At 61.8% G+C, this 23,416-nt stretch carries 27 protein-coding genes and 1 pseudogene; 16 read left to right on the forward strand and 12 right to left on the reverse strand.

The window, feature by feature from the left end; all coding sequences use genetic code 11:
* Positions 1-364: 364 nt before the first annotated feature.
* Positions 365-872: pseudogene (locus FHX03_RS29675) on the forward strand (LysR substrate-binding domain-containing protein); the annotation flags it as partial.
* A gap of 49 nt (positions 873-921) precedes the next feature.
* Here the strand turns inward: FHX03_RS29675 and FHX03_RS29680 are convergent.
* Entirely contained in the window at positions 922-1,605 is a 684-nt protein-coding gene (locus FHX03_RS29680; RefSeq protein WP_183856702.1) for a DNA alkylation repair protein, read from the reverse strand.
* Positions 1,602-2,471 (reverse strand): NAD(P)-dependent oxidoreductase, encoded by an 870-nt coding sequence (locus FHX03_RS29685; protein ID WP_183856704.1) that lies wholly within the window; start codon positions 2,469-2,471, stop codon positions 1,602-1,604. Before FHX03_RS29685 ends, FHX03_RS29680 begins: the two co-directional genes overlap by 4 nt.
* Before the next feature lie 161 nt (positions 2,472-2,632).
* On the opposite strand from FHX03_RS29685, the gene FHX03_RS29690 reads away from it, so the two are divergent.
* From FHX03_RS29690 to FHX03_RS29720, 7 genes are all read left to right on the forward strand, one after another.
* Positions 2,633-3,004, forward strand: coding sequence for a hypothetical protein (locus FHX03_RS29690; RefSeq protein WP_097628492.1), 372 nt, complete (start codon positions 2,633-2,635; stop codon positions 3,002-3,004).
* A gap of 321 nt (positions 3,005-3,325) precedes the next feature.
* Positions 3,326-4,501 carry an FMNH2-dependent alkanesulfonate monooxygenase gene (gene ssuD, locus FHX03_RS29695; protein WP_183856706.1) on the forward strand — a complete coding sequence of 392 codons (1,176 nt, stop codon included), beginning with the start codon at positions 3,326-3,328 and terminating at the stop codon, positions 4,499-4,501.
* 338 nt (positions 4,502-4,839) lie between these two features.
* Positions 4,840-5,163 (forward strand): ArsR/SmtB family transcription factor, encoded by a 324-nt coding sequence (locus tag FHX03_RS29700; protein ID WP_097628494.1) that lies wholly within the window; start codon positions 4,840-4,842, stop codon positions 5,161-5,163.
* Positions 5,160-5,570 carry an SRPBCC domain-containing protein gene (locus FHX03_RS29705; protein ID WP_097628495.1) on the forward strand — a complete coding sequence of 137 codons (411 nt, stop codon included), beginning with the start codon at positions 5,160-5,162 and terminating at the stop codon, positions 5,568-5,570. Before FHX03_RS29700 ends, FHX03_RS29705 begins: the two co-directional genes overlap by 4 nt.
* Before the next feature lie 43 nt (positions 5,571-5,613).
* Positions 5,614-5,820, forward strand: coding sequence for a hypothetical protein (locus tag FHX03_RS29710; protein WP_097628496.1), 207 nt, complete (start codon positions 5,614-5,616; stop codon positions 5,818-5,820).
* A gap of 10 nt (positions 5,821-5,830) precedes the next feature.
* Complete coding sequence (locus FHX03_RS29715) at positions 5,831-6,301, forward strand: DUF1801 domain-containing protein (RefSeq protein ID WP_097628497.1); 471 nt, start codon at positions 5,831-5,833, stop codon at positions 6,299-6,301.
* A gap of 35 nt (positions 6,302-6,336) precedes the next feature.
* Complete coding sequence (locus tag FHX03_RS29720) at positions 6,337-6,786, forward strand: DUF1801 domain-containing protein (protein WP_097628498.1); 450 nt, start codon at positions 6,337-6,339, stop codon at positions 6,784-6,786.
* Positions 6,787-6,912: 126 nt separating this feature from the next.
* Here the strand turns inward: FHX03_RS29720 and FHX03_RS29725 are convergent, their stop codons facing one another.
* The 4 genes from FHX03_RS29725 to FHX03_RS29740 form a co-directional block, all read right to left on the reverse strand.
* Positions 6,913-7,389 carry an SRPBCC family protein gene (locus FHX03_RS29725; protein WP_097628499.1) on the reverse strand — a complete coding sequence of 159 codons (477 nt, stop codon included), beginning with the start codon at positions 7,387-7,389 and terminating at the stop codon, positions 6,913-6,915.
* Positions 7,386-7,727 (reverse strand): ArsR/SmtB family transcription factor, encoded by a 342-nt coding sequence (locus FHX03_RS29730; RefSeq protein ID WP_097628500.1) that lies wholly within the window; start codon positions 7,725-7,727, stop codon positions 7,386-7,388. Before FHX03_RS29730 ends, FHX03_RS29725 begins: the two co-directional genes overlap by 4 nt.
* Positions 7,724-8,410, reverse strand: a complete 687-nt coding sequence (locus FHX03_RS29735; protein WP_097628501.1) for a glutathione S-transferase family protein — start codon at positions 8,408-8,410, stop codon at positions 7,724-7,726. The genes FHX03_RS29730 and FHX03_RS29735 overlap by 4 nt, the downstream gene beginning before the upstream one ends.
* A 101-nt stretch (positions 8,411-8,511) precedes the next feature.
* The gene (locus tag FHX03_RS29740) at positions 8,512-9,330 is read right to left on the reverse strand and encodes a class I SAM-dependent DNA methyltransferase (RefSeq protein WP_097628502.1); all 819 of its coding nucleotides are present in this window, start codon (positions 9,328-9,330) and stop codon (positions 8,512-8,514) included.
* 114 nt (positions 9,331-9,444) lie between these two features.
* Here FHX03_RS29740 and FHX03_RS29745 point away from each other — a divergent pair, with 114 nt between their 5' ends.
* Positions 9,445-10,170, forward strand: coding sequence for a DUF2270 domain-containing protein (locus FHX03_RS29745; protein WP_097628503.1), 726 nt, complete (start codon positions 9,445-9,447; stop codon positions 10,168-10,170).
* Between the two features lie 16 nt (positions 10,171-10,186).
* Here the strand turns inward: FHX03_RS29745 and FHX03_RS29750 are convergent, their stop codons facing one another.
* From FHX03_RS29750 to FHX03_RS29765, 4 genes are all read right to left on the reverse strand, one after another.
* Complete coding sequence (locus tag FHX03_RS29750) at positions 10,187-10,453, reverse strand: usg protein (protein WP_003594110.1); 267 nt, start codon at positions 10,451-10,453, stop codon at positions 10,187-10,189.
* Positions 10,454-10,625: 172 nt separating this feature from the next.
* Positions 10,626-11,456, reverse strand: a complete 831-nt coding sequence (locus FHX03_RS29755; RefSeq protein WP_097628504.1) for an ABC transporter permease — start codon at positions 11,454-11,456, stop codon at positions 10,626-10,628.
* Positions 11,453-12,259 carry an ABC transporter permease gene (locus tag FHX03_RS29760; protein WP_097628505.1) on the reverse strand — a complete coding sequence of 269 codons (807 nt, stop codon included), beginning with the start codon at positions 12,257-12,259 and terminating at the stop codon, positions 11,453-11,455. The genes FHX03_RS29755 and FHX03_RS29760 overlap by 4 nt, the downstream gene beginning before the upstream one ends.
* A gap of 113 nt (positions 12,260-12,372) precedes the next feature.
* Positions 12,373-13,146, reverse strand: coding sequence for a transporter substrate-binding domain-containing protein (locus FHX03_RS29765; protein ID WP_003569151.1), 774 nt, complete (start codon positions 13,144-13,146; stop codon positions 12,373-12,375).
* A gap of 329 nt (positions 13,147-13,475) precedes the next feature.
* Here FHX03_RS29765 and FHX03_RS29770 point away from each other — a divergent pair, with 329 nt between their 5' ends.
* A complete protein-coding gene (locus FHX03_RS29770) occupies positions 13,476-15,689 on the forward strand; it encodes an OmpA family protein (protein ID WP_183856708.1) in 2,214 nt (737 codons plus the stop codon).
* 133 nt (positions 15,690-15,822) lie between these two features.
* On the opposite strand, the gene FHX03_RS29775 is transcribed toward FHX03_RS29770, so the two are convergent.
* The gene (locus tag FHX03_RS29775; RefSeq protein ID WP_097628507.1) at positions 15,823-16,581 is read right to left on the reverse strand and encodes an alpha/beta fold hydrolase; all 759 of its coding nucleotides are present in this window, start codon (positions 16,579-16,581) and stop codon (positions 15,823-15,825) included.
* A 52-nt stretch (positions 16,582-16,633) separates the two neighbouring features.
* A complete protein-coding gene (locus FHX03_RS29780; protein ID WP_183856710.1) occupies positions 16,634-18,403 on the reverse strand; it encodes a cytochrome c biogenesis protein DipZ in 1,770 nt (589 codons plus the stop codon).
* A gap of 327 nt (positions 18,404-18,730) precedes the next feature.
* Here FHX03_RS29780 and FHX03_RS29785 point away from each other — a divergent pair, with 327 nt between their 5' ends.
* The 6 genes from FHX03_RS29785 to maiA all read left to right on the forward strand — a co-directional run bounded on the left by FHX03_RS29785 (position 18,731) and on the right by maiA (position 23,376).
* Positions 18,731-19,765 carry an alpha/beta fold hydrolase gene (locus tag FHX03_RS29785; protein WP_183856712.1) on the forward strand — a complete coding sequence of 345 codons (1,035 nt, stop codon included), beginning with the start codon at positions 18,731-18,733 and terminating at the stop codon, positions 19,763-19,765.
* 122 nt (positions 19,766-19,887) lie between these two features.
* Positions 19,888-20,628 (forward strand): response regulator, encoded by a 741-nt coding sequence (locus FHX03_RS29790; protein WP_183781936.1) that lies wholly within the window; start codon positions 19,888-19,890, stop codon positions 20,626-20,628.
* Positions 20,625-21,944 carry an ATP-binding protein gene (locus tag FHX03_RS29795; protein ID WP_183781933.1) on the forward strand — a complete coding sequence of 440 codons (1,320 nt, stop codon included), beginning with the start codon at positions 20,625-20,627 and terminating at the stop codon, positions 21,942-21,944. Before FHX03_RS29790 ends, FHX03_RS29795 begins: the two co-directional genes overlap by 4 nt.
* Positions 21,945-22,136: 192 nt before the next feature.
* Positions 22,137-22,553: an organic hydroperoxide resistance protein gene (locus FHX03_RS29800; protein WP_131711033.1), complete on the forward strand. Its 417-nt coding sequence runs from the start codon at positions 22,137-22,139 to the stop codon at positions 22,551-22,553.
* A 38-nt stretch (positions 22,554-22,591) separates the two neighbouring features.
* Positions 22,592-22,744 (forward strand): hypothetical protein, encoded by a 153-nt coding sequence (locus FHX03_RS29805; RefSeq protein ID WP_165503901.1) that lies wholly within the window; start codon positions 22,592-22,594, stop codon positions 22,742-22,744.
* Complete coding sequence (gene maiA, locus FHX03_RS29810) at positions 22,741-23,376, forward strand: maleylacetoacetate isomerase (protein ID WP_097628513.1); 636 nt, start codon at positions 22,741-22,743, stop codon at positions 23,374-23,376. Before FHX03_RS29805 ends, maiA begins: the two co-directional genes overlap by 4 nt.
* The last annotated feature ends 40 nt before the right edge of the window (positions 23,377-23,416 follow it).

The raw sequence follows: 23,416 nt of genomic DNA on the forward strand, positions 1-23,416 counted from the left end.
CTTCTACGCCAAGGCTTCGGTTCAGTACCTCGATCCGGAAGATGCAGACGACTCCACTTCGGGCTACTTCCGCCTGCAGCGTTCGTTCTAATCTGCCTGTTGATGCTCCCGGTCTTCGGGCCGGGAGCACTTCAAATCAGTTTCTGATCCGAGTGACCTCCGATCAGCTACGGGGACGAGTCCGGTCTTCCCTGCCGGGCCGTCCTTGCAGCGTTTTTACGCACAGTCCTCCGGCAGTCTTTCAGCACAGCCTTTCAGGTGAACCGAAGCGGTATGCTGCATATTGCACGGCGGCTTCTCGCCAGCATTGCCTCTCGAGGCACCCACATTTTCAATTTTCAAGTGAGCTGGATTGATCGATAGCATCATCGGCTCCAACCGGCGCGCCGACCTCATCAACGAACGGATCGATCTTGATGTGAGGGCGACCAACGAGCCTGACGATGCGCAAGCTCGACCGGGCGCGGCGCATCCTGGTCGCAAGTCCCTCGCTGGTCGAGCGTACCGGCGGTTTGAATTGCGTGGAAAAGCTCGCCGACCTTCCGACGTTGGCAATGACGTCATGGGTGTCCTTTCATGGTTGGGAATTGATCGCTCCGAATGACGCCAAACGAGTGATTCGGCATCAGCCGCGGCTCACCTGCCGCAGCATGACCGCCATCCTCGACGCGGCCCGGGCGGGTCTCGGCTTCGGGCTTTTGCTCGAAAGCGCCTGCGAGGCCGATCTCCAGGCCGGCAAGCTGGTGCGGGTGCTGCCGGATTGGCAGTCGGAGGAGAGCCCTTTTTATATTGTCTTCACGACCGCCAAGGGCATGCCGCCGGCAGCGCGAGTGTTGATGGATTTCCTCGTCGAAAAATCCCGACAGCATTAGTGAAGCGGCATTGACGAACAAGGGGCTTCGCCTCGAAACCGGAATGCGCTTATTTCAGCCTTGCCAGCAGCTTTTCGCCGGTCAGTTCCTTGACGGCATCCTTGCCGATCCAGCGGGCGGTTTTGTCAGGGCTTTCCGCCAGCGCCTTGGCATGGGCGAGGGCGGGTGAATGGCAGGCGAGATTGCGCTTGCCGATACTGCGGAGTGCCCAATTGACCGCCTTGCGCACGAAGTTTCGAGGGTCGGTGGCATGAGCCTTGATCAGCGGCAGCCAGGCAAGGATGGTGGTGTCGGGTTCGTTCTTGCGATGGACGGCGGCGCCTGCAATCATGGCGAAGGCAGTGCGCCTGACGAATTCACGCTCGTCGTCGGCGAATTCTGAGATGAGTGCGTCCAGTCCGGCCTCGACGAAGAGATCGGCGGCGCAATCGACGATCTCCCAGGAATTGAAATCATTGGCCCAATTCCGGGCTTCTTCCGCCGTCAGCCGTTTCGGCTCGGCAGTGCAGAGGGCGAGCAGGCGGGCTTCACGGATATCGCTTCGCCAGAGTTCGATCGCTCTGGCGTGATTCTTCTTCGCCAGTCTGACGACCGCCCTGATATCGGGATTGGAGATGCCGAGGGCGTGTGTGGTCACGATGCCGAAGCGCGCCATGCCGGCGACGTTCTCCTCCGAACGCAGCGTTTCGAGATGCGCGATCAGTTCTGCCGCATCGGAGGAGGCGTCAATCATTTTTCGAGACGTGCAAGCAATGAGGATGTATCCCAGCGATTGCCGCCCATCGCCTGGACGTCGCCGTAGAACTGGTCGACGACGGCGGTAACCGGCAGCTTGGCGCCGTTGCGGCGGGCTTCGGTGAGCACGATACCGAGATCCTTGCGCATCCAGTCGACCGCGAAGCCGAAATCATATTTGCCGGCGTTCATGGTCTTGTGGCGGTTTTCCATCTGCCAGGAGCCGGCCGCCCCCTTGGAGATCACCTCGACGACCTTTTCGATATCAAGGCCGGCGCGCTTGCCGAAATGCAGCCCTTCGGCAAGCCCCTGGACGAGGCCGGCGATGCAGATCTGGTTGACCATCTTGGTTAACTGGCCAGAGCCTGCCGGTCCCATCAGACCGACCATGCGGGCATAGGCGTCGATGACGGGCCTGGCACGATCGAAGACGGCCTCGTCGCCGCCGCACATCACGGTCAGGACGCCGTTTTCAGCGCCGGCCTGGCCGCCGGAAACGGGAGCATCGATGAAATCGACGCCTTTTTCCTTTGCTGCGGCATAAAGTTCGCGCGCAACCTCGGCGCTGGCGGTGGTGTTGTCGATCAGCACCGACCCCGGCCTCATGCCGTGCAGGACGCCGCTTTCGCCCGATGTCACCGACCGGAGATCTTCGTCATTGCCGACGCAGACGAAGACGAAATCGGCGTCCGCGGCAGCCTCGGCCGGCGTGGGGGCGGATTTGCCGGAGAATTTTTCTGCCCAGGCGACGGCTTTTTCGGCCGTACGATTATAGACGGTGACATCGTGGCCGCCCTTCGTCTTCAGATGACCGGCCATGGGAAAACCCATTACGCCGAGACCGATGAATGCGACTTTAGCCATATGTCCTGTCCTTATCCGGAGTGCGAGACCCTGAGGATTAACCGAAACGGCCGGGCCAGAAAAGCCGTGAAGACGGAGTTCCTTGCGATAGACGGATATGAGGCTGGTCGCCGTTCGCCTCAGCCCTAAATGGAGATCAGGCAAATGTTTCCGGGGGTGACATGCGCGAAACTCCGACGATCGAGCCGCGGCGCAAAGGCCGCAGTGGAATGCAGTCGATGCTTATTCCATCGCAGCAGATGGTCGCAGAGCAGATTCGATCGGCACAGCAAGGTGTTTTCACCGAGCTTGGCGTCCTTCGCCGCCGCCTCGCTGCCGAATACGGGGCGGACGCCTGTTGTCCCGTTACCGTGGAGCGACATCTGCGCGCGATTGCCGATCTGTCTTTCCTCGCCCTACAAAAGGGAGAACCGGTTTCAATGGTCACGCCCTATTGGCGCATGGTCGATCCCATGAGCCTCTTGGCAACGCGTCTTGCGGGTGGGGCGGGCTTTATCCGGGAGCGGCTGGCCGCCGAACGTCAAGAAGGATAGCGGCGGAAGGCTGCTATCAGCAGGCGTTTGCCGGCAAGCGACGGAACTGGGAAAATTATTCCCCCAAGCGGACAACAATGGCAAGTTGATATTGTCGATATAATTTATAGTCTATGCCAGTATTCCGACGAGCGATGGCTCAAGGCATCCGGCCGCGCCATCGATCGACAGGTATTTCAGATGTTCACGCGCAGATGAGCCCGGCATTCCCCTCCCGCCGCACCGCCATCCTCCCAGGCCGGCGCACGTTCTGCACGCTTGCCAAGGGCCAGCTAAACCGCGCGGGCCGACTTTCGAATTTCACAGCAAAGGACCGTTTCCATGACCGCCACATCCGATCCCATCAACTTCCTCTGGTTCATCCCGACGTCGGGCGACGGCACCTATCTCGGTTCCGCCGATCTTAATCGCGCGCCCGAAATCGGCTATCTCACGCAGATCGCCCAGGCTGTCGATCGTCTCGGCTATTCCGGCGTGCTGCTGCCGACCGGGGTTGCCTGCGAGGAGTCCTTCGTGACGGCGGCGGCGCTCGCGGCTAAGACCGACAAACTGCAGTTCCTGGTGGCGATCCGCCCGGGCACGGCCTCACCGGCTTATTACGCGCGTCTGGCGACGACGCTCGACCGCATTTCCAACGGCCGCCTGCTGCTTAATATCGTTGTTGGTGGCAGTCCGGCAGAGCTTGCCGGTGATGGCATCCATCTCGAGCATGACGAGCGTTATGCCCATGCCGAGGAGTTTTTCACCGTCTTTGAGGAACTGCTTGACAAGGGCACGGCAAGTTTCGACGGCAAATATATCAAGGCGACCAATGCGCGCCTCGGCTTTCCCTCGGTGCAGAACCCGCGTCCGCCGCTCTATTTCGGCGGCTCGTCGGATGCCGGCATCGATTTCTCGGTCGGCCGCGTCGGCAAGTATCTAACCTGGGGCGAGCCGCCGGCGCAAGTGGCCGAAAAGGTCGCCAAGGTGCGCAAGGCCGCCGCCGAGCGCGGCCGCGAGGTGAGCTTCGGCATCCGCCTGCACTTCATCGTGCGCGAAACCGACGAGGAGGCATGGGAGGCGGCGGAACGGCTGATCCGTCATCTCGACGACGATACGATCCGCGAGGCGCAGGAGCGCTTCGTTCATGAGTCGGACTCGGTCGGCCAGAAGCGGATGGCTGCCCTTCACGGCGGCCGCCGCGACAAACTTGAGGTCTCGCCGAATCTTTGGGCCGGCGTCGGCCTGGTTCGCGCTGGTGCGGGCACGGCGCTTGTGGGCTCGCCGAAGACGGTGGCCGCACGCCTTGCCGAATATCAGGACATCGGCATCGATACGGTCATCGGCTCCGGTTATCCGCACCTGGAAGAAGCCTATCGCGTCGCCGAGCTGCTCTTCCCCGAACTCGGCATTACCCGCGACCAGCAGCGCCTGGCCTTCAACAACGAGTTCGGCCGCAAGCAGGTTTTCGCAGGCGGCAGCCATGGCGGCAATCTGAAGGTCGTTTCCGGTTCCTGAGGTCGAACGAAGCGGGTAAGTCCGACATCGCCGGAAGCCGCTCGCGGCTTTTGGCGTCCTGTTGCCAACTGACGTGCAGGTGTATGTGGCTATGCCCACTTCGGCTCCTCGTGCCAGCCTAGCGGAAATCGTCCCGGCGCGCGTGAGCTAGCGGAGACGCGTCGATGTATAGTCAATGAGCTATGTTTAAATCGCTGACGGTTTTTTCTCCAGCGGCGAGTTCGTTGCGGGCTCTGGTCAGCAAGCTCACCTATTCAGTGTTTTTCGTTTTAGCCCTTGACTAACGCATACCTGCGTAGCTATACGTTAATCCATAGCTGAATAGGTATTGATCTAAAATGTCCGATGTTCAAGACACGCTGTTCAAAACGCTCGCTGATCCGACCCGGCGGGCTCTGTTCGAGCGGTTGTGCCGGGAAGGGGAGAAGACGGTCGGGGCTCTGACGGCCCGGGCCGGGGTCTCGCAGCCGGTCGTCTCAAAACATCTCGGCATATTGAAGCAGGCCGGATTGGTACGCGACCGCCACGAGGGCCGCCAGACGCATTATAGCGCGCAGCTCGGTGCGCTTGCTCCGCTGGTCGACTGGACCAGCGAGATGGCCGGGTTCTGGCAAAACCGCTTCAACGATCTCGAAGATTTGCTGAAAAGGATGGATCAATGACCGACATATCGACAGAAACGCGCTCCGTCGTCATCGAACGGGAAATCCCTTTTCCTTCGGAAAAGATCTGGCGGGCGCTCACGCAGCCGCACCTGATCCAGGAGTGGCTGATGAAAAGCGACTTCAAGCCGGCCGTTGATCATCGCTTCAGCTTCAACGCTGATTGGGGTTCGGTCGACTGCAAGGTTCTGGAGGTCGAGCCGAACAAGACCCTGTCCTATAGCTGGGATGCCTACGGTCTTGAAAGCACCGTCACCTGGACTCTCACTCCGACCGGTACGGGCACGCATCTGCGCATGGAGCAGTCGGGTTTCCGGCCGGATCAGCGGCAGGCTTACGGCGGCGCCAGGAGCGGGTGGACGCAGTTCCTTGCAAATCTGGAGCAGGTGCTGGCGCGAATGGAGTGAGGCCGCCCGTCGCTTCGGCTGATGCAAACGGGGGGAGGTCCCATTGAACCGGAACAGCTGGTTGCGTCAGCGCCACCGGTGGCTGTCCGTTGCCTTTACCGTGGCGGTTATTGTCAATATTATCGCCATGGTACAGGAGAAATCGACCGTCTGGGGCGGCGTCTTGGCATCGCTGCCGCTTGGCCTGCTATTGCTGACCGGTCCTTACCTCTTCCCGCTGCCTTATGCTGCCAGATGGCGTGGGAGATAGGAGTGACGCAATGGCCGGCAAGACGTCCAAGACCCAGGTGACACTCACCGAGAAGACCGCCGCCAAGCCGGCCGCTGCAGAGCCGACCCTTCTTTCGGGCGGCAATCCGCAGATCGCCAAGGGTTACGGCGAAGCTCCGGTGCAGGCCTATATCGCCGCGATGCCGGGCTGGAAAAGCGATGTCGGGCGCCGCCTCGATGCACTGATCACGCGTACCGTGCCCAACGTGCATAAGGCAGTCAAATGGAACTCGCCGTTCTACGGCATCGAAGGGCAGGGCTGGTTCCTCGGCATTCATTGCTTCACGAAATACGTCAAGGTGGCATTCTTCCGGGGTGCGTCGCTGCAGCCTCTGCCGCCCGGCTATTCCAAGCAGAAGGAAGTCCGCTACCTCGATATCCGCGAGGACGACGAAATCGATGACGCCCAGCTTGCCGCCTGGGTGGAGCAGGCCAGCCAACTGCCCGGCGAACGGATGTAACAACGAATACCCCTCGCATGAGGGCGGGAGGAACTATGAAGAAAGCGACAGCAGCCATGAAGACGAGGGATTCCGGGGACGCAAATGGGGGAGCCTCGCCGTCTCAACTGATCGACGCGAGGATCAAGGAACTCGGCGATTGGCGCGGCGAAATGCTCGCCCGAATCCGTGCGCTCATCAAGCAGGCCGAGCCCGAGGTGGTCGAGGAATGGAAGTGGCGAGGGGTTCCGGTGTGGGAGCGTTCCGGCATCATCTGCACCGGCGAGACCTATAAGAACGCGGTGAAGCTGACCTTCGCCAAGGGCGCCTCTTTGCAGGACCCCTCGGGTCTCTTCAATTCCAGCCTCGACGGCAACACGAGGCGGGCCATCGATTTCCATGAGGGCGACGAGATCGACGAGGAGGCGTTGAAGACGCTCTTTCGCGCCGCCGCAGCCTTGAATATGTCAGCAAAGGCCGCCGCCTCCGGGAAGAAATCGTCGTGATTAGCAGAAAAGCGAAAATGCTCTAAAACGCGTCGCATCAAACTTGATTCATGCGACGCGCTTTAGCTCTTTGTTTTGATGCATGTCGCTATCCCGGAACCGCTGCACACTTCCGGGCGACATGCATCAGTGGATCGGGTTCGCCTCGCGCTCTAGGAAGAGTTCCAGATTGTCGAGGCCGATTTCCGTGCCCTGGAGGCGTGCGCCGTTGTCGGCGTAGCCGTCGAGAAAGACCACCTGTTCAGTAAAGATCATCCTGGTGCCCTCGGGGTCGGCTTCGAAGGCGACGGTGGCGAGCGAGGCGGAGATACGCCTTTCACCGAGCTTCATCTCATAGGCATAGATGATGCGGACATCGGGCACGATATCGATGTAATGGGCGTCAAAAGCATGCAAAAGTCCGTCGGTATCGGCGACATGATTCCGCTCGGTGCCACCGGGACGGAAGTCGAGTCCGTATTCCAGCGGCGCCCATTCGCCGTGGCAGGCGAACCATTGGCGCTTGGCCTCCGGTATCGACCAGGCGCGGAATACGCGGGCGACCGGCGCCTTCAGGCGCCGCTCGATGACGAGGGTGGTGTGTTCGGCGGATCGTGTTGTCATTCGGAAAAGGTCTCCGGCTCTTCGGCGAGATATTGATCCAGCCTGTCGAAGGTAGCGTTCCAGCGGCTCTTTCGCTGTTCCACCCAGCGCTCGACGGCGGCAAGCGCGCCCTGCTGCAGGCGGTAGGTTCGCACCCGGCCGGATTTTTCGGAGAGTACGAGGCCGCTTTCCTCCAGCACCTGCAGATGTTTCATTACCGTCGGCAGGGCAACCGCAAGCGGCGCGGCCAGCTCGGTGACGGAAGCCGGGCCGCGGCCGAGGCGGTCGATCATGCCGCGGCGGCTGCGATCGGAAAGCGCGTGGAACATGCGGTCGAGACCCGCCTGGCCGTCAATCATCCCGCGGCATCCCGGAAGCGGATGGGCAGCCTGTCATGGTAGGGATAGAACTTGAAATAGGGGCGGGCCTCTTCCAGCGCCCTTGCAAAGGATGGGCGGGCGAGCAGCCGGTCGTAGTAGGCGCGAAGCTTCGGCTGCTCCTCTAAAAACGGGACCAGCGTCTCGGCGTAGAAGAGGGCGGGTGCTGCGCCGCAATCGGCCATGGTGAAGGCCTCGCCCGAGATCCATGAGCTCTCCGAGAGCTGTTTTTCGATCATCGCATAGGCGGTGGCAAGCGTTGCCTTGCAGCCGGCCACCTCTGTCTCGTCCTCCTTGCCCTCGGGGCGCCGGCGATTGCTGACGATGGTCTGCATCGGCGCCTGGACATAATTGTCGAAGAAGCGATCCCAGAGGCGGACCTGCAGTGCCCGGTCGATTTCCAGCGGCAGCAGGGAAACGGGGCCGGGATAATAGTGATCGAGATATTCGATGATGATCGACGTCTCGGGAACCGTGCTGTCGCGCGCTTCGTCCCGCAGCAGCGGCATCTTGCCGATCGGCCAGAAGCGGAAAAGATCAGCGCGCGAGGTCTCGTCGGAGAGATCGACGAGGCGGTTTTCGAAGGGTGTGCCGTTTTCGTAAAGCGCGATCAGCACTTTGTGGCAGAAGGAGGCGAGCGGATGCCCATAGAACACGAGCGACATGCGGCGACCTTTCCTGTTAGGCGGAAACTTTACCGACCGACTAAGTATCAGGTCGGAAAGGAATGCGCAACAGATAGTTCGTCGATCGTGAAACTATTGTATCAACCGATATATCTCGCGATCACCAGATGGCCGGGCGTTGGCTGGCCGTCTTCCATGCGCACGTTGATATCCGATATCTCGACGAGTTCGAAACCGGTAGCCGCCAGGCGTTCTTTCACATAGGCGTCGGCATGGGCGAAGCGCTGGTGTGGGCCGACCATGTAGGCGCGGCCTGCAAGGGTCTCCTCCGGCAGGGTTTCCGAGGAGAAGATGAACAGGCCGCCGGAGGTCAGGTTCTCGGCTGCGCCGAAGAACAGCGGTTCGAGCGCGCCGAGATAGGGCAGCACGTCGGTGGCCGTGATGATGTCGAAGGCTTCCTCATCATTGTCGTCGAGGAAGTCCTCGACCTCGGCGACGAAGAGCGTCTCGTAGAGATCCTTCTCATGGGCGATCTCGACCATCTTCTCCGAAATGTCGAGGCCAGTCATATCCGCGCAGAGGTCGCGCAGCGCGCCGCCGGTGAGGCCCGTGCCGCAGCCGAGATCGAGCAGCCGCTTGAACGGCCCGAGCTTCAGCGCCTGCAGCCGCTGGCGCACCAGCATCGGCACGTGATAGCCGAGCTGCTCGACGAGCACGTCTTCGAAAACCTCGGCATGCTGGTCGAACAAGGTCTCGATATAGGCGTCCGGCGCCCTGACCGGCGTCTCGCCCCGACCCATCGCGGCGATGCGCACCGCTGCACCGCCGTGGTCGTCGGGATCGATCGCCAGGACCTCCTCATAGGCTGCAACGGCCGCGTCGACATCGCCGGCCTTTTCCAGCGCCAGAGCGCGGTTATAGGCCTCGCCAAGGGCTTCTTCGTCGATCTTCTTTGCCATAACAGTCCGCCGTCCTTTTGTTTCACGCATGCGTCTAAGGCGGCTTTCGATGTTTTGCAATGGCGTGGCTGTGGGCGCAGAATGGCCAAAAACAAGACGAAGGGAGGAAAAGCCATGAAATCGGAGCAAGAACGGACGTCATCGGTGTTGGAAGGAGAGGCTGCGCGGGCGTTGCTGCTGCCTGGTACGCCGGGCGAGATTACCAATACGCTCAGCCATTATTACCGCGGCGAACTCGGACGGATGACGAGCTGGCGCGACCGCATCGACCGGACATCCAATTGGGCGATCACCGTGGTGGCGGCGCTGCTTTCGGTGTCGCTGTCGACGCCGACCTCGCATCACGGCGTTCTGCTGTTCGGGATGATGCTGGTGACGCTGCTTCTGATTATCGAGGCGCGGCGCTACCGCTTCTTCGACATCTACCGCGCCCGCATCCGCCAGATCGAGCGCAGCTATTTTGCGCAGATTCTGGCGCCAGACGCGGGGGCCGGCAGAGAATGGGCCGCGGTGGTCGCCAGCAGCCTGCGCAAACCGCGTTTCCTGCTCAGCTATCGGGACGCGATGCACCGCCGGCTCAAACGCAATTACGTCTGGATGTATTCCATCCTGTTTCTTGCTTGGTGCCTGAAGATCTCGACGCCGAAACTGCAGACGGAGGGCATGCCGGCGCTGCAGGCGCAGTCCTGGACCTATGTCATCGACAATGCCGTGCTGGGGCCCATTCCAGGCCTTGCGGTCATTGTCATCGTTGCCGTCTTCTACCTCGGCATCCTCTGTTTTGCGCTCAGCCCAGTCCGCGACCAAGGCGAATTCGGCCATGGCGAGGCGCATGTCTGATGCTGCGCAAGCCGGATCAGTGCAGGATGAACTCTCCCTTCAGCGCCCGCCACTCGGTTGCCGAGATCAGCTTGCGGTGGATGTAGCGCACCGAGTGCAGCGGTCCGTCGAGCTTTTCTTCCCAGAATTTCAGGAATCCGCGCATTTCGGGGAAATCGGGGGCGAGATCATATTCCTGCCAGACATAAGTCTGCAGAATTGCCGGATGATCCGGCAGGTGGTAGAGGATCTGGGCGGTCGTCAGACCATAGCCCTGCAGTTGTTTTTCCATGTCCTTGTGCATCGTGTTCACTTCTTCTCGTCCCCACCCGCGCGCTTATTAGCGCTACATGATATGGAAACATGCGAGTGGTTAACGGAAGCTTTACAGATACTTCATAAAAGGACAATTTATTTTTGATATCAATGGCTTGGCAGCATCTCTCCGAGAGTGCTGCCAAGCCGGACCGCAGGGGTCAGCGCTTGAGATGCCGGGTCAGGCGGCGTTCGATCCAGGCCCAGAGATGGCGCAGCGCTTCGACGATGGCGAGGTAGAAGATCGCCGCCCAGAGATAGGTCTGGTAATCGAAGGTGCGGGAGAAGGCGTAGCGGGTTTCGCCCATCAGGTCGAGCACGGTGATGATGGCGACAACAGCCGAACCCTTGATTAAAAGGATGATCTCGTTGCCGTAGGGGCGAAGGGCGACGATGAGAGCCTGCGGCAGGACGATCTTGCGGAAGGCGATGAACCTGTGGATGCCAAGGGCCGCGGCCGCTTCGTGCTGTCCGTGCGGCACGCTTTCGACAGCGCCGCGAAGGATTTCCGCTTGGTAGGCCGCGGTATTGATGGTCATGGCAAAAAGGCCGCAATACCAGGCTTCGCGGAAGAACCACCAGATGCCGACGGCCTCAAGCTGCGGGCGGAATACGCCGAGGCCGTAATAGACCAGGAACAGCTGGGCAAGCAGCGGCGTGCCGCGGAAGAAATAGATGTAGCCATAGGCGAGCGCATTCAGCACCCGGTTCTTCGACATGCGCGCCGCCGCAAGCGGCAGCGACAGAACTGCGCCGCAGATGACGGAAATGAAAACGAGGCTCAGCGTGACCCAGAGGCCGTGGAGGTAACGCGGTCCGTAGCGAGCGAATTTTTCCGGATCCCAGCCGTTTATCACGGAGATCATCAGCAAAGCGCCGAATACCGCCCAGAAGGCGACGAGAATATAACCGGCGATGCGCGCCGGCGTGACCGGCTTCATCACTTCGCGCGGTGCGGGCTGCGGCGGGATCAGCGTTTCGGCGTAGCTCATCGGCGGATCTCCGAACGCTTGGCCCAGCGCTCGACATAGACGAGCAGAAAGGAGGAGAGGATGGCCAGCACCAGATAAAGGCAGCAGGCCAGGCCATAGAAGAAGAAGGGTTCCTTGGTCACGCGCACCGCGACGCTCGTCTGGCGCAGGATATCGGCAAGGCTGATGATCGAGACGTAGGAGGTGTCCTTCAGGAGCACCATCCAGAGGTTCGTCAGGCCTGGCAACGCGATGCGCACCAGCTGCGGCAAGATGATGAGACGTAGCGTTCGGCCGTGATGCAGGCCAAGCGAGTCGCCGGCTTCATATTGTCCCTTGGGAATGGCGCGAAAGGCCGAGAGCAGAACTTCCGAACAGTAGGCTGAAAAAACGACCGAAAGCGCGATGACGCCGGCGAGGAAGGCGTTGATCTCGACCGGCGGTCCGTCATAGCCGACGAAGGTCAGCAGAGACTGGATGAGCATCTGCATGCCGTAATAGATGATGAAGAGCGTCAGGAGCTCCGGCAGGCCGCGGAAGATGGTCGTGTAGATGCCTGCCGCCAGCCGCAGCGCTTTTTCTTCCGACTGCTGGCCGAGCGCCACCAGGAAGCCGATGGCGAGGCCGATCGGCAGGGTGACGATCGCCACCGAAACGGTAACCTGCAGGCCAAGTGCGATCTCGTCGCCCCAGCCGGTGTCGCTACAGGCAAGGATCGTCGACTGACCGAGCCAGGTGAAGATGCCGACGGGTCCGCACAGCGGATCCAAAATGTGCACAAGTGCGCTCCAGAAGGAGCCGAGCGCGGAAAATAATCCGCCCATGCGTGAATTCCCCTCACGGCTTTTGCCGTTTTGATCTTGCCATCTTTGTCAAACAAAAATGGCGGAAGAGCAAGCCTTCCGCCATTACCTTGACTGGCCAGATAGCGAATTTCTTATTCGCCGTAAACGTCGAAGTCGAAGTACTTGTCCTGGATCTTCTTGTATTCACCGCTGGCGCGGATCGCAGCAATTGCCGTGTTCAGCTTTTCCTTGAGCGGATCGCCCTTACGGATGGCAATGCCTGCGCCGTTGCCGTTGATTTCCTTGTCGACCGGCAGGGTCGTCAGGATCTTGCAGCAGGCGCCGGCGTCGGATTTGACCCATTCGGAGAGAACGACGACGTCGTCGATGACGGCGTCGACACGGCCGCTGGAGACGTCGAGTTTGTATTCGTCAGCCGTCGGATAGAGCTTCAGCTCAGTATCGGCGAGGTGCTTCTCGGCGTAGTTGGCATGCGTCGTCGAGGTCTGTGCGCCGATCACCTTGCCTTTGAGGCCGGCAACGTCGGTGATCTTCGAATCCTTCGGCACGGCGATGGCCGGCGGGGTGTTGTAGTACTTGTTGGAGAAGTCGACGAGCTTCAGGCGCTCCGGCGTGATCGACATGGAGGAAACGATCATGTCGAACTTCTTGGCGTTAAGCGCCGGGATGATGCCGTCCCAGTCGGTGCTGACGAAGGAGCATTCGGCCTTCATCTCGGCACAAAGCGCCTTGGTGATGTCGATGTCGAAGCCCTGGATCGTGCCGCTGGCGTCGACGAACTCGAAGGGCGGATAGGTCGAATCGGTGCCGATCACATACTTCTCGCCATCGGCCATGGCCGAGCCGGCGAAAAGGGACATCGCCGCGATCGAGGCTGCCGCGAAAATACGGGTGGAGATATGCATGAGGATCCTCTCTGTTGGTAGCCGCCGCTCTTTTTCTCGTGGGCTGACGGCTGCAGTTCAACGGTCCGAGACCGCCTTGCGGCGATAATCAGACTTTTTTTCATGGAATTGCAACACAAATCCCATCGCAATTGGGCGGTGCAAATTGCAGTCGAGATGAACGTCGGCAGACTGCAACATTCACGCGAGGTTAATCTGCAGCTTCCTAGAACCGGAACAAATCGGCGGCTCGGCGATTGCCATTTCGCCGTTTCGCCTCATTGCGACGCTAGGGGCGGAAGCTGGGCCTGTCGGCCTTCAGGAAGCTCAAACAGGATCGAGGAAACCCGATGGGCATGAAATCAAGATTGTTCGCAAGCGCGGCTTTTCCGCTGCTTTCCCTCTCGCTGGCGTTCCAGCCTGCATCGGCAATGGCTGCCGTGCGCGACGTCGCGACGCAGGCTCAGGCCGTGCGGCAAGTCGAACAGGGCGGTTTCGAGGTGGCCCAGGATGCGCCACAGGATGCGCCTTCCGATGAGGAGCTGCTGAAGAAGAAGCGCAAGCAGAAGGAAGAAGCTCCGGCCGAAAAGGCACCGGCCGCCGAGCAGCCGAAGGAGGCGCCCGCCGAAAAGCCGAAGGCCGAGCGCAAGGAGGCGCCGGCGCCTGAACCCAAGGCTCCTGAACCCAAGGCAGAGCCGGAAGCGCCGAAGGAAAAACCTGCGCCGCAGGCCGAAAGCAAACCCGAGCGGAAAGCCAAGCAGGAAGCCCAGCCCGAGGTCAAGCCGGAGGCCGCGCCTCAGCCGGAGCAGCCTGTAGAGCAGGAGAAGCCGAGGAAGCCGAAGAAGCAGGCCGAGCCAGAGGCTCAGCCGCAGCCCGAACAGCAGCCGGCGGCAAAGGAAGCGCAGCCGGACACGGAGCAGGCGCAGCCGGAAGCCAAGCCGGAAGGCGGCAAGCGCGCCAAAGGGCAGGACAAGGCCCAAGGCAAGGATAAAGGCAAGGGCAAGGCCGAGACTGGTGCTCCCGAAGCCGTGACGCCAGCCGAGGAGCAGGCAAAGCCCGAAGTCAAGCCGGAGGCAAAACCCGCCGCCGAAGCACCGGCGGAGAAGAAGCCGGTAAAGGGCGAAGCCGCAGCACCCGCGGAGAAGCCGGCTGAAGGCAAGGCAACTGAAGATAAGGCAACTGAAGGCAAGGCGACCGAAGATAAAGCGACGGCACCAGAAGCTGTACCCGTCGAAAAGCCGAAGGACGGCGCCGCGGCAAAGCCTGCCGGCGAACAGCCCGCCGGCGCGCAGCCGGCCGCGCCGGCGACCGACACTGCTCAGCCGCTGCCGGATGCCAGCGGCGGCCAGCAGGTCGAGCAGGCCATTCCGGCGCCGGAAAAGGTTTCGCCCGAAGAGCTGGAGCGCCGCAAGAAGATTGCCGCGGATCCGGCCAAGAGCAACGAGACCGTCGTGCTGCCGGTCGAGAACGGTGCGGCCGTGCTCGACAGCGACAAGGATGCCGACCGCAGCAAGGGCCGCGAAGGCCGCCGCGACCGCGACAAGATGCGCGCCGAGACCCAGGAGGTGAAGGTGCCGACCTCGGATGCCGATGCGCAGGCCGCCAGCGGCGCCAAGGCGGCGCCGACGATCAAGCTTGAAGCGGTGACCAGCGAGAAGGGCAGAAAGCTCGATGCGCGGCCGCAATTCGTCCGTCCCGACGGTGCGCGCGTCGACGATAGCACCGACGACAATCGTGTGATCATCCAGTACGACAATCGGGTGATCGTGCGTGGCGACGACGACAGGCGGTTCCTGCGCGACGGCGAACGGCCGAGCTACGAGGAACTGTCGGGTGATCGCTACCGCGAGACAATCACGCGGCCGGAGGGTTATCGTATCGTGACAATCCGCAACCGCTATGGCGACATCATTCAGCGGTCGCGCGTCGACGCCCGCGGGCGCGAGCATGTGCTCTATTATTCGCAGGACCTCTACGACGATCCGGACCGCGACTATTTCGAGGATCCGGGCGCCGACCTGCCGCCGATGCGGCTGCGCGTACCGCTCAACGATTACATCATCGATACTCGCAGTGACCCGGACCGGGATTATTACGAGTTCCTGAGCGAGCCGCCCGTCGAGCCGGTGGAGCGTGTCTACTCGCTTGACGAGGTAAAGTATTCGGCCCGTATCCGCGACAAGGTGCGCCGCATCGACCTCGACACGATCACCTTCGCGACCGGCAGCGCCGATATCCCGATGACCCAGGCGCGCACCCTGCGCAAGGTTGCCGACGCGATCAGCCAGGTGCTGAAAAAGGATCCGAGCGAAACCTTCCTGATTGAGGGTCACACGGATGCCGTCGGAACCGATCAGAGCAACCTGGTCCTTTCCGACCAGCGGGCGGAATCGGTCGCGAACGTGCTCTCCGACGTCTACGGCATCCCGCCGGAGAACTTGGCGACCCAGGGCTATGGCGAGCAATATCTGAAGGTCAACACGTCAGGCCCCGAACAGGAAAACCGCCGCGTCACCATCCGCCGGGTGACGGCGCTGGTTCGGCCGGTGGCTGCCAACCAGTAAATATCGTTGCCCCTCTCCATTATGGGGAGGGGCATTTTATGGCCTTTTCCTTCTTCTCGGCGGGGCGAAGGACGGGATCCACGGGTTGGATGAGGGCGGCCGTCGATGATCTGCTGCCCCCATCCCGCCGGTCCTACTCGCCGGCTTTCCTGGCCGCCTTTTCGATGATGTCGGCGACCTTCTCTGCTTGGGACGCGAAGACGGCGTGGCTTGCCTTGATCTCGGTCACCTCGCTGCCGGCCCGTTTTGCCATCTCGCGTTCCAGGTCGGGGTTGATGGCGCGATCCTCCGTGGCGACGATCGACCAGCTCGGTTTTGTCCGCCATGCCGGCTCGGCGCTTTTGGCGGAGAACGCCTGCTTCGAGGCGAAGACCTGTGACCTTGCCAGGAAGTCGGCTTCGGCTTTCGGCAGGTCGGCAGCGAAATCCGCGGCGAAGGCTGCGGGGTCGAGATAGAGATACTTACCGTCCTTGGTTTCCTTAATATCCATGCTGCCGGCGGGCTTGGAGCTCGCAAGGCTCAGCAGGCTTTCGCCCTTGTCGGGCTGGAAGGCCGCGACATAGACGAGGCCTGCGACATTGGGGTCGTTGCCGGCTTCGGTAATCACCATGCCGCCATAGCTGTGGCCGACGAGCAGGCTCGGTCCGTCCTGGAGGTCGAGAACCCGCTTCGTCGCTGCCACATCGTCGTCGAGCGAGGTGATGGGCTCCTGGACGATGCTGACGTTGAAGCCGCGTTTCTGGAGAATCTCCGTCGCCTTGCGCCATCCCGACCCGTCGGCGAGCGCGCCGTGCACGATCACGATGTTTTTAACGGCGGCAGCCTCTGCTGCGAAAGCGATGACGGTGGTGGCGAAGGCAAGGGCTGCCGTGAAGAGAAGACGTCTGTTCATGGGTATCACTCCTTTGGTCGTTGTCGAGGATCGGAACTGATCAGTCTGCAGGTCAGCCGAAAGTGAAGGCGTAGGCCTGCACTCCGGGATCGAGGAAGCGGATCTGGAAGTTGCGGGCGCCGACCGTGCCGGACTGGCGCACCAGCTGGTAAAGCTTGGTCGCCGTCACCGTGCCGTTGCCGTCGGCACCGATGTCCGAGCCGTGGTCCGGCCCCGGCGCCTTGCCATCGACCGTCACCTGGAAGCGGATCGGTTTGCCGTCGGCGCCAGGCCCCAGGACAAGATGCAGGTCGCGGGCGCTGAAGCGATACGTGATGCCGCCGCCGGCCTCATCAAGCCTCGCCTCATCCTTGCCGACAGTCCAGGTTCCGGACAGGCCCCAGCCGTTGAGGCCGGGTTCGGCGATCGAATAATTCTGCGGCGCGTCGGCCTGCAGTCCCTCGGGCGAGGCAAAATTCGCTGCCTGTTCGTAGCCGAGATAGGTTTCGCCGGAGCGGATATTGCCAAGGTCCGGACCGGCTTCCACGCCCTTGGCATCCGGTGCGACCGCCGTACTTGACGTCATCTGGCCGCCGGCTTCGCGCAGCAGGTCCTGAATGGCTTTTTCGGTCCTGCCATAATTGCCTTCGCCGAAATGGTGGTAGCGGATTTGGCCCTCGGCATCGATGAGATAGCCGGCCGGCCAGTAGCTGTTTTCGAAGGCGCGCCAGATTCTGTAGTCATTGTCGATCGCGACCGGATAGCCGATCTCGAAGTCACTGAGCGCCTTCTTGACGTTGTCGAGCTTCTTCTCGAAGGCAAATTCCGGGGCGTGGACGCCGATCACCACGAGGCCCTGATCGGCGTATTTTTCCGCCCAGGCTTTGACATAGGGGATCGTGCGAATGCAGTTGATGCAGGAATAGGTCCAGAAGTCGACGAGCACCACTTTGCCCCGCAGCTGCTCGGTGGTCAGCGGCTTGGAGTTCAGCCATTCGACGGCGCCGTCGAGCGAGGGCGCATAACCTTCGACGGGCAGATCGCTGCGGAAGGGCTTTTTCGCGTCTGCGATCATCACGTCGTTGCTGGCGACCTCGGCGGAGGCGCCGGCTGCGGGCTTGGCATGCAGCCTGTCGAGCACGGCCTGCTCCAGCGAGGCGGTGCTCGCATAGGAAAGCCGCGATAGCAGACTGGTGTCGAGGCCGAGGGCGATGACGGCAACGCCAGCGAGTACCGCAGCACCGAGACCTTGGCGAATCCGGTCGCCGAAGCCGAGCGAGCGTTTCATGGCGGCGAATATCCTGCCGCCGACAAGCAGGGCGACAGCAAGCGAGGTTGCGGCACCGGCGGCATAGGCGGTCAGCAGGAAGGTGGTCTGCAGGTTGGCGCCCTGCAGGGCGGCGCCTGTGAGAACAAGGCCGAGGATCGGCCCGGCGCAGGGCGCCCAGAGCAGGCCGGTGGCGACGCCCAGGATGAGGGCGCTCTTGACCGTCGGCGCGGCGCGTCCACCGCCGTTGGCGTTCAGGAGATTGTTGCCGAGATCGACGATCGGCCGGGCAAGGGTGCTGGCGAAGCGCGGCGACAGCAGGCTGGCTCCGAAGAGCGCCAGCAGGACGATAGCGGCGAGGCGGCCATATTCATTGGCGCGGATGGCCCAGCTGCCGCCGACCGCGGCCAGCGTGGCGACCAGCGCGAAGGTGGCGGCCATGCCCGCCAGCATCGGCAGCGTGCTCTTGACGAAGGGCTGCCCGGCACGGGCGAAGACGAAGGGGAGGATCGGCAGGATACACGGGCTGAGGATCGTCAGCGCGCCTCCGAGATAGGCAATGATCAGAAGTGTCATCATCGTTTCCTTTGAAACCGATTGATCGGGCTCTGGACGGCGATGGGCCTGAACCAGCAACGACGGGGATATGGCCGGGTCGACGTATCCCGGATGTGTCCGACTTCGCGGGAAAATGTACCGAAGTGTTGCTGATGGGAGATCGCGATACAGAGCGACACAAACCGGGGTCGCAGCAACCGCCAGCGGTGAAAACGGCGCGATTGTATCGGAATGTATCCTGGTGGCCGGAAGTTACATCAGCATTCAATAATGATTGCTCATGACATATCGCTGATACAAGTGGAACGTCTTTTGAAGACGTGATTCATTCGACAGGAGAAACCGATGTCAGAGCAAATCAACCATCACCGCCGCCGCTTCTTCGGCATGACGGCCATCGCCCTTGCGGCCGTCGAATTCAGCGTGGCCGGCACGGCCGTTGCCCAGTCGGCGCTGCCTGCCGTGAAGGCCGGAACCAATACGTCTTTCGAAGCGCTGAAGCGGGTGAATGCCGGGGTGCTCGATATTGGTTATGCCGAGGCGGGCAGGGCGGATGGCCCGGTTGTGCTGCTGCTGCATGGTTGGCCCTATGACATCTACAGTTTCGTCGATGTCGCGCCGCTGCTGGCCTCGGCGGGCTACAGGGTGATTGTGCCTTATCTGCGCGGTTACGGCACTACCCGGTTTCTGGACCAGGCAACGGCGCGCAATGGCCAGCCGTCGGCGCTGGCTGCCGATATGATTGCGCTCATGGATGCGCTCGATATCGAAAAGGCGGTCGTTGCCGGTTATGACTGGGGCGGGCGGACGGCAAACATTATGGCGGCATTGTGGCCGGAACGCTGCAAGGCGATGGTCTCGGTGAGCGGCTATCTCATCGGCAGCCAGGAGGCCAATTTGAAGCCGCTGCCGCCGAAGGCTGAGCTGGCCTGGTGGTATCAGTTCTATTTTGCAACCGAACGTGGGCGGCTGGGTTACGAGAGCAATACTCATGATTTCGCTAAGCTCATCTGGCAGACGGCGTCGCCGAAATGGAATTTCGACGATGCGACTTTCGACAGGTCGGCGGCCGCCTTCGACAATCCCGACCATGTCGCGATCGTCATTCACAATTATCGCTGGCGCCTGGGGCTTGTCGAAGGCGAGGCGAAATACGATGCCTATGAGAAGACGCTCGCCGCATTGCCGATGATCTCCGTGCCGACGATCACCTTGGAGGGGGATGCAAACGGTGCGCCGCATCCGGAGCCCTCGGCCTATGCCGGAAAATTCTCCGGCCGATACGAGCATCGGACGATTAGCGGCGGCATCGGCCACAACCTGCCGCAGGAAGCGCCGCAGGCCTTTGCGCAGGCGGTCATCGACGTGGACCGCTTCTGATCGATGAGGCCGGCCGCAGAGCCTCGTTGCTTGGGCCGGCGGAATATGCGTAGGTCGCGTCAGCCGCCTCGATATCGAGGAGGAGGGCGCGGCCGCTTCTATCGGTAAGGGAACAGGAACATATGGATCATGTCGATCACATCCTGGTCGTCGACGACGATCGCGAAATCCGCGAGCTGGTTTCGGGCTATCTGCAGAAGAATGGCCTGAGGACCAGCACTGCTGCGGACGGGCGCCAGATGCGCAACTTTCTCGAAGCCAACGCCGTCGACCTGATCGTGCTCGACGTGATGATGCCGGGCGACGACGGGCTGGTGCTGTGCCGCGAACTGCGCGCCGGCCGGCACAAGGCGATCCCGATCCTGATGCTGACGGCCCGCACCGACGAGATGGACCGGATCCTCGGATTGGAAATGGGCGCCGACGACTATCTCGCCAAGCCCTTTGCCGCGCGCGAGCTGCTCGCCCGCATCAAGGCGGTGCTGCGGCGCACGCGCATGCTGCCGCCCAACCTGCAGATCAGCGAGGCCGGGCAGTTGCTGAGCTTCGGCGACTGGCGGCTCGACACGGTCGCCCGGCATCTTCTCGACAAGGAGGGGACTGCGATCGCACTCAGCGGCGCCGAGTACCGGCTGCTTCGCGTCTTCATCGATCATCCGCAGCGGGTTCTCAATCGCGACCAGCTTCTGAGCCTGACGCAGGGCCGCGATGCCGATCTCTTCGATCGTTCGATCGATCTCCTGGTCAGCCGCCTGCGGCAGCGGCTGGGCGACGATGCGCGAGAACCGACCTACATCAAGACGGTGCGCAGCGAAGGCTATGTATTTTCCGTTCCGGTCGAAATCACGGAGCTGCGCCAATGAGGGCGATCCCATGGTTCTCGGGTTTGATCTGGCCGAGGACGTTGCGGTCGCGAATCTTCTTGATCCTTTTGATCGGTCTCGCCTTTGCCTACGGGCTGTCCTTCAGCGTGCTCTATATGGAGCGCACCATGTCGGCCAAGGCGGTGATGCTCGGCACGCTGGAGAATGATGTCGCAACGTCTATCGCCGTTCTCGACCGGCTTCCGCCGGGCGAGCGCGGCGATCTCCTCGATCGGCTGAGCCGCGGCAATTACCGCTTCGTGCTCGGGCCCGGACTTCCCGGCGTGCCCGACACGTCAAGCAAAGGGGCCGAGATATCGGGCAAGATCGAGGAGGCGATCGGGCATCGCTTTCCGATCAGCATCGAACGGATTCCGGGTGCGGTGAACCGATTGCAGGCGCATCTGACGCTGAGCGACGGAAGCCCGCTGACGATCGACGTCACGCCGAAGGGCGTCATGCCGATCGCAGCATGGCTGCCCTATGTCTTCGTTATCCAGATGCTGCTGCTCATCCTCTGCACCTGGTTCGCGGTTCGCCAGGCGATCCGGCCGCTGGGTGCGCTTGCGGCCGCGGCCGATGCCCTCGACCCCAACAAGGACGGTCCTGCTTTGAGCGAGGCCGGTCCGAGCGAGGTCGCGCATGCGGTGAGGGCATTCAATGCGATGCGGGAGCGGATCGCCCATTACCTCGAAGAGCGCGTGCAGATACTGGCGGCCATCTCGCACGATCTGCAGACGCCGATCACCCGCATGCGGCTGCGCGCCGATATGGCGGAGGATTCACCCGAAAAGGAAAAGCTGGTGCATGATCTCGGCGAGATTCAGCGCCTCGTCCAGGACGGTATAGCCTATGCGCGCAGCGCCCACGGCAGCGGCGAGAAGAATGCCCGCATCGATCTCGCCTCGTTCATCGACAGCATATCCTATGACTATCAGGACACCGGAAAGGCGGTGACCGTCGTCGGGCTGGTTCAGGGCGCCGCCTTGACCAAGCCGCATGCCCTTCGCCGCATCCTGTCGAATTTCATCGACAATGCGTTGAAGTTTGCGGGTGCTGCCGAAATCAGCGTCGAGCACAATGCGGAAAACAATGTCGTCATCACCGTGATGGATCGGGGGCCTGGAATTCCTGAAGACATGCTCGAAGCCGCCATGCAGCCGTTCTTCCGGCTGGAGCAATCCCGCAACCGGGAGACGGGCGGCACGGGTCTTGGTCTTGCGATCGCCCAACAACTGACGGCCAAGATCGGCGGATCGCTCCGGCTCTACAATCGCGCCGGCGGCGGGCTGGCGGCGGAAGTCACCCTTCGGTGATGCTGGCCTGCCGGAAAAATTTCCGACGGTTTGTATGGGATAATGTCCTGGATGCCGGATGCTACGTTTTGTGACATTTCGGCCGATTTCGGAAACATGCCGGATATAACAGTGGGTCAAACCTCACTCCGTTCAACCCGATCGCCTGAGGCGATCCGATCGCGAGTAGCGACCGAGACAAGGAGTGTTTCCATGACCAAGATCGACAAGGTTCTTTATACCGGCAAGACCCGCACCACCGGTGGGCGCGACGGCGCTTCGCAGAGCGATGACGGAGAGCTAAATATCAAGCTCTCGCCGCCCGGCAGCGCGCGGCCGGGCACCAATCCCGAACAGCTTTTCGCCGCCGGCTGGTCGGCCTGCTTCATCGGCGCAATCGGCATAGCCGCAGGCAAGCTGAAGGTCGGGCTTCCGGCGGAGACCGCGGTGAATGCCGAGGTCGATCTCGGATCGACCGACGGCGGGTATTTCCTGCAGGCCCGCCTCAATGTCAGCTTGCCTGGCATCGAAGCGGATGTCGCGAAGGCGCTGGTGGATGAGGCGCACCGGACCTGCCCCTATTCGAAGGCCACGCGCGGCAATATCCATGTCGAATTGATCGTTGTCTGACGGATAGCGACCGATCGGCCTCGCCGATGGAGGTTTTGATGCGATTGATGATCATCTGCATTCTGGGCGCGACGGTCTTCGCCGCGCCCTGCATCTACGACGTAAGCTCGCGGGAGCCTTCGCCGCTCGCCGGCCTTGTGACGGCGGCGTCCACGGTTTCCTCTTCAGGCCATCAGGGAGAAAGACAGTGAAACTCTATCAGAACGAAATTTCCTCGGCGACCTCAAGAGTTCGGATCGCGCTCGCCCTGAAGGGGCTGACGGCCGAGGTGCTGCCGATCTCCATTCTCGGCGAAGAGGCCGAGAGCCGGCAGGCCGGATATCGCAGCGTCAATCCGCAAGGGCTGGTGCCGGCCTTGCTGACGGATGATGGCGTTCTCATCACCCAGTCGCTGGCGATCGTCGAATATCTCGACGAGGTCCAGCCGCAACCGGCCCTGCTGCCCGACACAGCGGAGGGCCGGGCGCTGGCGCGGTCGATCGCCCTGGCGATCGCCGCCGAGATCCATGCGCTGCTGCCGCCGCGGATCGGGCTACATCTCAAAACGACCTTCCAGGCCGATGCCGATGCCATCGCCGGCTGGAGCCGCCATTGGGTTGGCGAGGGAATGGCGGCTGTGGAGACGATGATTGCCGGCCGGAGGCCGGGCGCCTTCGCCGTCGGCGACCGGCCTGGCGTTGCCGATATCTTTCTCTTCCCGCAGGCGATCAGCGCCCGACGCATGGGCTTCGATCTCGCCCGGTGGCCCAATATTGCCGAGATTGTCGGCAGACTCGAGACAATCCCGGCTTTCCAGGAGAACGCGCCGGCGCCGAGACGATGACGCGATGAAGAAGCGGCCGCAAACGATGGCGGCCGCTTCT

Source organism: Rhizobium sp. BK456, assembly GCF_014194045.1.
Taxonomy (GTDB): Bacteria; Pseudomonadota; Alphaproteobacteria; order Rhizobiales; family Rhizobiaceae; genus Rhizobium; species Rhizobium redzepovicii.

Excerpts from the sequence above, each read along its gene's own strand:
- FHX03_RS29680 (WP_183856702.1), bottom strand. The coding sequence starts at position 1,605 with ATGATTGACGCCTCCTCCGATGCGGCAGAACTGATCGCGCATCTCGAA.
- FHX03_RS29685 (WP_183856704.1), bottom strand. The coding sequence starts at position 2,471 with ATGGCTAAAGTCGCATTCATCGGTCTCGGCGTAATGGGTTTTCCCATG.
- FHX03_RS29690 (WP_097628492.1), top strand. The coding sequence starts at position 2,633 with ATGCGCGAAACTCCGACGATCGAGCCGCGGCGCAAAGGCCGCAGTGGA.
- ssuD (WP_183856706.1), top strand. The coding sequence starts at position 3,326 with ATGACCGCCACATCCGATCCCATCAACTTCCTCTGGTTCATCCCGACG.
- FHX03_RS29700 (WP_097628494.1), top strand. The coding sequence starts at position 4,840 with ATGTCCGATGTTCAAGACACGCTGTTCAAAACGCTCGCTGATCCGACC.
- FHX03_RS29705 (WP_097628495.1), top strand. The coding sequence starts at position 5,160 with ATGACCGACATATCGACAGAAACGCGCTCCGTCGTCATCGAACGGGAA.
- FHX03_RS29715 (WP_097628497.1), top strand. The coding sequence starts at position 5,831 with ATGGCCGGCAAGACGTCCAAGACCCAGGTGACACTCACCGAGAAGACC.
- FHX03_RS29720 (WP_097628498.1), top strand. The coding sequence starts at position 6,337 with ATGAAGAAAGCGACAGCAGCCATGAAGACGAGGGATTCCGGGGACGCA.
- FHX03_RS29725 (WP_097628499.1), bottom strand. The coding sequence starts at position 7,389 with ATGACAACACGATCCGCCGAACACACCACCCTCGTCATCGAGCGGCGC.
- FHX03_RS29730 (WP_097628500.1), bottom strand. The coding sequence starts at position 7,727 with ATGATTGACGGCCAGGCGGGTCTCGACCGCATGTTCCACGCGCTTTCC.
- FHX03_RS29735 (WP_097628501.1), bottom strand. The coding sequence starts at position 8,410 with ATGTCGCTCGTGTTCTATGGGCATCCGCTCGCCTCCTTCTGCCACAAA.
- FHX03_RS29740 (WP_097628502.1), bottom strand. The coding sequence starts at position 9,330 with ATGGCAAAGAAGATCGACGAAGAAGCCCTTGGCGAGGCCTATAACCGC.
- FHX03_RS29745 (WP_097628503.1), top strand. The coding sequence starts at position 9,445 with ATGAAATCGGAGCAAGAACGGACGTCATCGGTGTTGGAAGGAGAGGCT.
- FHX03_RS29750 (WP_003594110.1), bottom strand. The coding sequence starts at position 10,453 with ATGCACAAGGACATGGAAAAACAACTGCAGGGCTATGGTCTGACGACC.
- FHX03_RS29755 (WP_097628504.1), bottom strand. The coding sequence starts at position 11,456 with ATGAGCTACGCCGAAACGCTGATCCCGCCGCAGCCCGCACCGCGCGAA.
- FHX03_RS29760 (WP_097628505.1), bottom strand. The coding sequence starts at position 12,259 with ATGGGCGGATTATTTTCCGCGCTCGGCTCCTTCTGGAGCGCACTTGTG.
- FHX03_RS29765 (WP_003569151.1), bottom strand. The coding sequence starts at position 13,146 with ATGCATATCTCCACCCGTATTTTCGCGGCAGCCTCGATCGCGGCGATG.
- FHX03_RS29770 (WP_183856708.1), top strand. The coding sequence starts at position 13,476 with ATGGGCATGAAATCAAGATTGTTCGCAAGCGCGGCTTTTCCGCTGCTT.
- FHX03_RS29775 (WP_097628507.1), bottom strand. The coding sequence starts at position 16,581 with ATGAACAGACGTCTTCTCTTCACGGCAGCCCTTGCCTTCGCCACCACC.
- FHX03_RS29780 (WP_183856710.1), bottom strand. The coding sequence starts at position 18,403 with ATGACACTTCTGATCATTGCCTATCTCGGAGGCGCGCTGACGATCCTC.
- FHX03_RS29785 (WP_183856712.1), top strand. The coding sequence starts at position 18,731 with ATGTCAGAGCAAATCAACCATCACCGCCGCCGCTTCTTCGGCATGACG.
- FHX03_RS29790 (WP_183781936.1), top strand. The coding sequence starts at position 19,888 with ATGGATCATGTCGATCACATCCTGGTCGTCGACGACGATCGCGAAATC.
- FHX03_RS29795 (WP_183781933.1), top strand. The coding sequence starts at position 20,625 with ATGAGGGCGATCCCATGGTTCTCGGGTTTGATCTGGCCGAGGACGTTG.
- FHX03_RS29800 (WP_131711033.1), top strand. The coding sequence starts at position 22,137 with ATGACCAAGATCGACAAGGTTCTTTATACCGGCAAGACCCGCACCACC.
- FHX03_RS29805 (WP_165503901.1), top strand. The coding sequence starts at position 22,592 with ATGCGATTGATGATCATCTGCATTCTGGGCGCGACGGTCTTCGCCGCG.